We start from the raw sequence: 6,502 nt of genomic DNA on the forward strand, positions 1-6,502 counted from the left end.
GCCCGAGACAAGGGCGCGGCCGCCGCACCATCGGCGGTCTCATTGCGAGGAGGTTGCCATGGTGTTGTGGGGAATCGCCTGGGGCGCGTTGCTCGGCCTGCTTTGGCACGGGTACGACTGGGAATTGCATGCCGTGCTCGGCGCGCTGTTCGGCGCGGGAGCCGGCTGGACGCTGCGCACGGCGGTGCGCAACGAAATGCGCAAGCTGCAGGGTGCGGCAACGGAGCCCGTGGCCCCCCGTGCGGCCGCCACTGCGCCCATCGCAGCGGCTCCCGCACAGGTGGCGCCGGCCGCTGCCCGCACCGAGGCACCCCCCGTGCCGCCGCGTCCCGCACCGGCACGGCCTGCCCCGGCCGCTCCCGCGCAACCCGACCTCGTCACCCAGCTCGTGCTGTGCGCGCGCGACTGGCTGTTCGGCGGCAACACGGTGGTGCGCATGGGCGTGGTCGTGCTGTTCATCGGCCTCGCCTTCCTCGCCCGTTACGCCGTCGAACAGGCGCTGCTGCCGCCGGAACTGCGCCTGGCCGCCATCGGCGTCGCCGGCATCGCGCTGTTCGCCTTCGGCCTGCGCATGCACCGTCGCCGCGCCAACCGCCTCGCCTATGCGCTCACGCTGCAGGGTGCGGGCATCGCGGTGCTGTACCTCACGGTGTTCGCCGCCTTCCGCCTCTACCAGTTCCTGCCCGCGGCCGCGGCCTTCGCCGCGCTGGGCCTGATCTGCCTGTTCTCCGCCGTGATCGCGATCGCGCTCGATGCGCTGCCGCTCGCCTTCATCGGCTTCGCCGGCGCCTTCGCCGCGCCCGTGCTGGTGTCCACCGGCCAGGGCAGCCACGTCGGGCTCTTCGGCTACTACCTGCTGCTGGGCGTGGCGATCGCGGTGATCGCCTGGGCGAAAGCCTGGCGCGCGCTCAACCTGCTCGGCTTCTTCGCGACCTTCGGCGTCGCCACCGTCTGGGGCGTGCTGCGCTACCAGCCGGAGCACTACCCGACGACGCAGCCCTTCCTCGTCGCCTTCTTCGGCGTCTACCTGCTGGCCAGCCTGTTCTACGCGCTGCGCCACGCGCAGGGCGCGCACAAGGCGGTGGACGCGACGCTGGTCTTCGGCACGCCCATCGTCGCCTTCGGGCTGCAGGCCGCGCTGGTGCGGCCCTTCCCCTACGCCACCGCCTTCTCCTCGCTCGCGCTCGGCGGCGTCTACGTGCTGCTCGGCGCCTGGAGCCTGCGGCGCCAGGGACGCGATGCGACGGTGCAGCGCTGGCTGGCCGAGTGCTTCCTCGCGCTGGCGCTGGGCTTCCTCACGCTGGCGATTCCGCTGGCGCTGGACGGCCGCTGGACCTCCGCGGTGTGGGCCGTGGAAGGCGCGGGCGTCTACTGGATGGGCCGCCGCCAGGGCCGCTGGCTGGCGCGCGCCTTCGCCATCGCGCTGCAGGGCCTCGCCGCGATCCTCTATCTCGATGGCCACACGGCATCGTCGGCCGGCACCTGGCCGATCGCGAATCCGGGCTTCCTCGGCGCCACGATGCTCGCGGGGGCGGCGCTCGCCATCGCATGGTGGTCGCGCGCGCCGCTGCAGCGCGGAGAAAGCGCCTTCGCCAAGGCCTTCGCGCAGGTCGAGGACGGCCTGTCGCCGGCGCTGTTCTGGATCGGCTTCCTCTGGTGGCAGGCGGCGCTGGGGGTGGAGATCGGCCGCTACGTCATCGACATCCAGGGCAACTACCTGCCGCTGTTCGAACGCGCCCAGCAGCAGATGATGCACATGGCCGGCTGGGTGCTGAGCGCCTTCGCGCTGCACCACCTCGCGCTGCCGCGGCGCGCCACGCCGTGGACCATCGCGGCGACGCCGGCCTGGCTGAACATGCCCGTAATGCTTTGGATCGCGCTATGGGGCATGGCCAGCCAGAACCACGTGTTCCAGGGCGGCGGCGGGCTGGTATGGCCGCTGGCGCTGGTGCTGCATGCCGTGATGCTGCGGCGCCTCGACGGCGGCCGCCCGCAGGCCTGGTGGCCCTGGGTGCATGCCGGCGGCGTGTGGCTGGTCGTGCTGCTGGCGGGCAACCTGCTGGTGTTCGCCATCGGCAAGGCGCAGCTGTGGCGCACCGCCTGGGCCACCGTGATCCTGCTGGTCGCAGCCAGCCTGGTGCTGATCGCGCTGGTGCGCGCCTGCCGCGGCGCGCTGCAAGGCGGCGCCGCGCGGCACTGGCCGCTGGACCGCTTCCTGTCCGCTTATGCCTGGCGCGCCGCGGCCCCGATCGCGCTGGGCCTCGCAGCCGGCGCGTTGCTGGTGGCCGTGTATTCCCGCGGCGAAGCGTGGCCCCTGCCCTACGTGCCGCTGCTCAATCCGACCGACCTCGCGGTGGCGCTCGCGCTGCTGGTCTGCACGATGTGGCTGGTGCAGCTGCGGCGCAGCACGCTCGCCTTGCCCGGCGTGATGCGCGGCCCGGTGCCCGCCGGCGTCCTCGCGGCGATCGGCTTCGTCGCGATCAACACCGTGTGGCTGCGCGTCGCGCACCACTGGGGCGGCGTCGCCTGGTCCTTCGATGCGCTGTCCTCGTCCTTCCTGGTGCAGGCCGGCTACTCCATCCTGTGGACGCTGATCGCGCTGGTGCTGATGGTGGCGGCGCACCGCCGCGCGCAGCGCCTGCCCTGGATGCTGGGCGCGGCGCTGCTGGGCCTCACCGTGCTGAAGTTGTTCGTGGTGGACCTGTCGAATCGCGGCGGCTCCGAACGCATCGTGGTGTTCATCGCCGTGGGCCTGCTGATGCTGGTGGTGGGCTGGTTCGCGCCGCTGCCGCCTGCGCGGCCCGCGACGCCGCGCACGGAAGGAGAAGAAGCATTGCAGGGAGCGACCTCATGAAGCTGCACGCCATGCTGCTCGCGGGCGCGTTCGCGCTCCCCGCGCTCGGCGCCGACGATCCCGCCGCGGCCAGCTTCGCCTGGCGCGCCACGCTGGACACGTCCGGGCAGAGCGGCCTCGTGCGCTTGCCGCTGCCGGCCGAAGCGCTGGCGCGCCTGCAGACGCGCAACGCGGCCGACCTGCGCGTGTTCGATGCGAGCGGCGCGCCGGTGGCCTTCGCCTTCGCGACGCCGCCGCAGCCGTCGGCCGCGCCACGCCAGGAGACGGGGGCCTTCCGCGCCTTGCCGCTGTACGCGGCCCCCGCGGGCGCGGCGGCACCCAAGGGCACGCTCCAGATGCGCGTGCAGCAGGACGGCCAGCAGCAATCGGTGTGGGTGCAGCTCGGCGAGGGCAACTCCGGCGCGACGAAGCCCGCCGCGCAGCGCCTGCCCGCCGTGCTGTTCGACACGCGCGCGCAGAAGGACGCCGTCAGCGGCTTCGTGGTGCGCGCGCAGCTACCCGCCAACGTGCCGGTGGCCGTCACGCTCTCGACCAGCCCGGACCTCGCGAGCTGGACGCCGCTGCCGGTGCGCGGACGCCTCTACCGCTTCGAAGGCGAGGGCGCCCCGGTCAACGACCAACTGGAACTCTCCGCGCCCGTGCAATTGCAGGACCGCTACCTGCGCCTGGAGTGGGCGGGCCAGGAGGGCATCGCCGTCGAATCGGTCGCGGGCCTGCTCGCCGCGGCGCTGGCCCAGCGCGAACAGCCTGCGCTCACGCTGCCCGCCGGCATCGCCGACGGCCCGAACGCGGTCGAATGGCAGCTCGGTTTCGCGACGCCGATCGCGCGGGTGGAGCTCACGACCGCGCGCGACAACACGCTGCTGCCGGTGCGCATCCTCGGGCGCAACGAGGCGTCGGAGCCGTGGCGGCTGCTGGCGAACACGCTGGTCTACCGGCTCGGCGCCGCCGGCCAGGAGAGCACCAATCCGGCCGCGGTGCTGTACCAACCTTCGGCACGCTGGCTGCGGGTGGAAGCCACGCACGGCACGCGCCTCGAAGGCGTGCCGCTCACCGCGCGCGTGCGGTTCGAGCCGGTGGAAGTGGTGTTCGCCGCGGGCAGCGCGGGGCCTTACCAGGTCGTCGCCGGCCGCGGCGCGACGCCGCCGGCGGCCTTGCCGATCGCCATGCTGGCCTCGGCCACGACAGTGAAGGTCGAGAACCTGCCCGCGGCGCGCATCGTCGCCACGCAGGTCGACGCCGGGCCAGCCACCGGCTGGTGGACGCCCTGGCTGCCGCGCGGCGTCGACAACAAGACCGCCGGCCTGTGGGCCGTGCTGCTCGCCGGCGTGCTGCTGCTCGGTGCCGTGGCCTGGTCGCTGCTGCGGCAAGTGAACGCGAAGCCCGGCACCTGATCACGCGGGCCAGCGCGGCTCGCGGAACCAGGCGGCGAGGAAGTCGATCAGCAGCCGCAGCTTGGGCGTCATGTGCTTGCGGCTCTGGTAGACCGCATGGATGCCCAGCGTGATCGAGCGGTAGCCAGGCAGCACTTCCACCAGCGTGCCGGCGCGCAGGTCCTCGCCGACGAGGAAGGTCGGCTGCAGGATCAGCCCCTGGTGCTGCAACGCCGCCGCCCGGCACACGTCGCCGTTGTTGGTGCGGATGCAAGGTTGCGTGCGCACCGTCACCGCGCCGTCCGGCCCGTCGAACTCCCACTCGTCCCGCTCCGACCAGTAGCTGTACGCGACCACCGCGTGCTCCGCCAGGTCGCGCGGATGCTTCGGCCGGCCGGCGCGGCGCAGGTACTGGGGCGACGCGCACAGCACCATGCGGGTGGTGGCGAGCTGGCGCGTGACGAGGCTGGAGCTGGGCAGGCTCGCGATGCGGATCGCGAGGTCCAGGCCTTCCTCGGCGAGATCCGCCACGCGATCGGACAGGTCGATCTCCAGCGTCACCTTCGGATGCTTGCGGCGGAACGCGCCCCACACGTCCGCGAGGTGCCGGATGCCGAAGCTCACCGGCACGCTCACCCGCAGCAGGCCGACCGCCTCGCGGCTGCGGCTGGTGATCTCGGTTTCGGCTTCCTCCATGTCGGCCAGCAGCTGGCGGGCGCGGGCGTGGAACACCTCGCCCTCCTCGCTGAGCGACAGCTTGCGGGTGGTGCGATGGAGCAGGCGCACGCCCAGCCGCGCTTCCAGCTCGGCGACGTGGCGCGAGACCGCCGCCCTGGACAGCTCCAGGCGGTCGGCCGCGGCGGCGAAGCTGCCCGCATCGACCACCTCGGCGAAGGTGCGCAGCTCGAGGAAACGGTCCATTGTCACTCCACACGAAACAGTGTGTGCCATTGAACCATGTTTATTTCCGGCCGCGTGACACTTAGATTGGAGGGGTGGCCGCCAGCCGGCCGATGCAAGGAGTTCCCCATGAGCCGCACCCCTGTCCTCTTCATCTCCCACGGCGCCCCGACCTTCGCGCTGGAGCCGGGCCAGCTCGGCCCGCGCCTGGTCGCCGCCGGCGAAACCCTGCCGCGCCCGCGCGCCGTGCTGGTGGTCTCGCCGCACTGGATGACGCGCGGCGCCGTCGGCGTCGCCACCACCGCCGCGCCGGAGACCGTGCACGACTTCGGCGGCTTCGACCGCGCCCTGTACGGCATCCAGTACCCCGCCCCGGGCCACCCGGAGCTGGCGGCGCGCACCATCGAGGTCCTGCGCGCTGCCGGCTGGCCGGTGGATGCCGATGCCAACCAGGGACTGGACCACGGCGCCTGGGTGCCGATCCGCTTCCTCTACCCGCGAGCCGACGTGCCGGTGTTCCAGGTCTCGCTGCCGGCCGGACTCAGCGCCGAACAGGCCTATGCGCTGGGCCAGGCGCTCGCGCCCCTGCGCGACGAAGGCGTGCTGGTCGTCGGCTCGGGCTCGATGACGCACAACCTGTACGAATTCCGCATGACCGGCGACGGCGCGGAAGCGGAGTACGCGCGCGAGTTCGCGGCGTGGGTCCGCCAGGCGGTCGAAGCGCGTGACGACGCCCGCCTGCAACGCACGCTGGAGATCGCGCCGCACGCGCAGCGCGCGCATCCGACGACCGAGCACTTCCTGCCGCTGCTGGTGGCCGCGGGTGCCGCCGCCGGCGAGGAGGAAGTGCAGACGCTCGAAGGCGGCATCACCTACGGCGTGCTGTCGATGGATTCCTTCCTGTTCGGCGCTCCGGCGCAGGAGGCGCGCTGATGGACGGCCTGGTGCTGCAAACGCCCGCGCAGCCGCGCGAACTGTTCCTGCTGTTCCACGGCGTGGGCGCGAGCCCGCGGGACCTCGTGCCGGTGGGACAGCTGCTGGCGCGCGCCTTTCCGGATGCCGCGGTGGTGAGCGTGCCCGCGCCGGATGCTTCCGACTTCGGCAGCGGACTGCAATGGTTCTCGGTGCGCGGCGTGACCGAGGAAAACCGGCCGGACCGCGTGCGGGCCACCCTGCCCCGCTTCCTGGAGACCGTGCGCGGATGGCAGGAGCACACGGGCGTGCCGGCCGCCGGCACGACGCTGCTCGGTTTCTCGCAGGGCGCGATCATGTCGCTCGCTGCCGCCATGGAGGCGCCGCCTCCGGCGGCCCGCGTGGTGTCGCTGTCCGGGCGTTTCGATGAACTGCCGCACCGCGCGCCGGACGGCGTGCGGCT

The 6,502-nt window shown here is 72.9% G+C and carries 5 protein-coding genes; 4 read left to right on the forward strand and 1 reads right to left on the reverse strand.

Annotated features, from left to right (window positions below):
- Positions 1-58 precede the first annotated feature (58 nt).
- The gene (locus VF522_RS09455) at positions 59-2,854 is read left to right on the forward strand and encodes a DUF2339 domain-containing protein (protein WP_330907998.1); all 2,796 of its coding nucleotides are present in this window, start codon (positions 59-61) and stop codon (positions 2,852-2,854) included.
- Positions 2,851-4,248 (forward strand): DUF3999 family protein, encoded by a 1,398-nt coding sequence (locus tag VF522_RS09460; protein WP_330907999.1) that lies wholly within the window; start codon positions 2,851-2,853, stop codon positions 4,246-4,248. Before VF522_RS09455 ends, VF522_RS09460 begins: the two co-directional genes overlap by 4 nt.
- Here VF522_RS09460 and VF522_RS09465 read toward each other — a convergent pair whose 3' ends face one another.
- A complete protein-coding gene (locus VF522_RS09465; RefSeq protein WP_330908000.1) occupies positions 4,249-5,148 on the reverse strand; it encodes a LysR family transcriptional regulator in 900 nt (299 codons plus the stop codon).
- 108 nt (positions 5,149-5,256) lie between these two features.
- Here VF522_RS09465 and VF522_RS09470 point away from each other — a divergent pair, with 108 nt between their 5' ends.
- Positions 5,257-6,060, forward strand: a complete 804-nt coding sequence (locus VF522_RS09470; protein WP_330908001.1) for a class III extradiol ring-cleavage dioxygenase — start codon at positions 5,257-5,259, stop codon at positions 6,058-6,060.
- Positions 6,060-6,502: alpha/beta hydrolase-fold protein (locus VF522_RS09475; protein ID WP_330908002.1), on the forward strand; the 443-nt coding region annotated here is incomplete at its 3' end. The genes VF522_RS09470 and VF522_RS09475, both read left to right, overlap by 1 nt.

This window comes from Ramlibacter sp., assembly GCF_036383835.1.
GTDB lineage: Bacteria > Pseudomonadota > Gammaproteobacteria > Burkholderiales > Burkholderiaceae_C > Ramlibacter.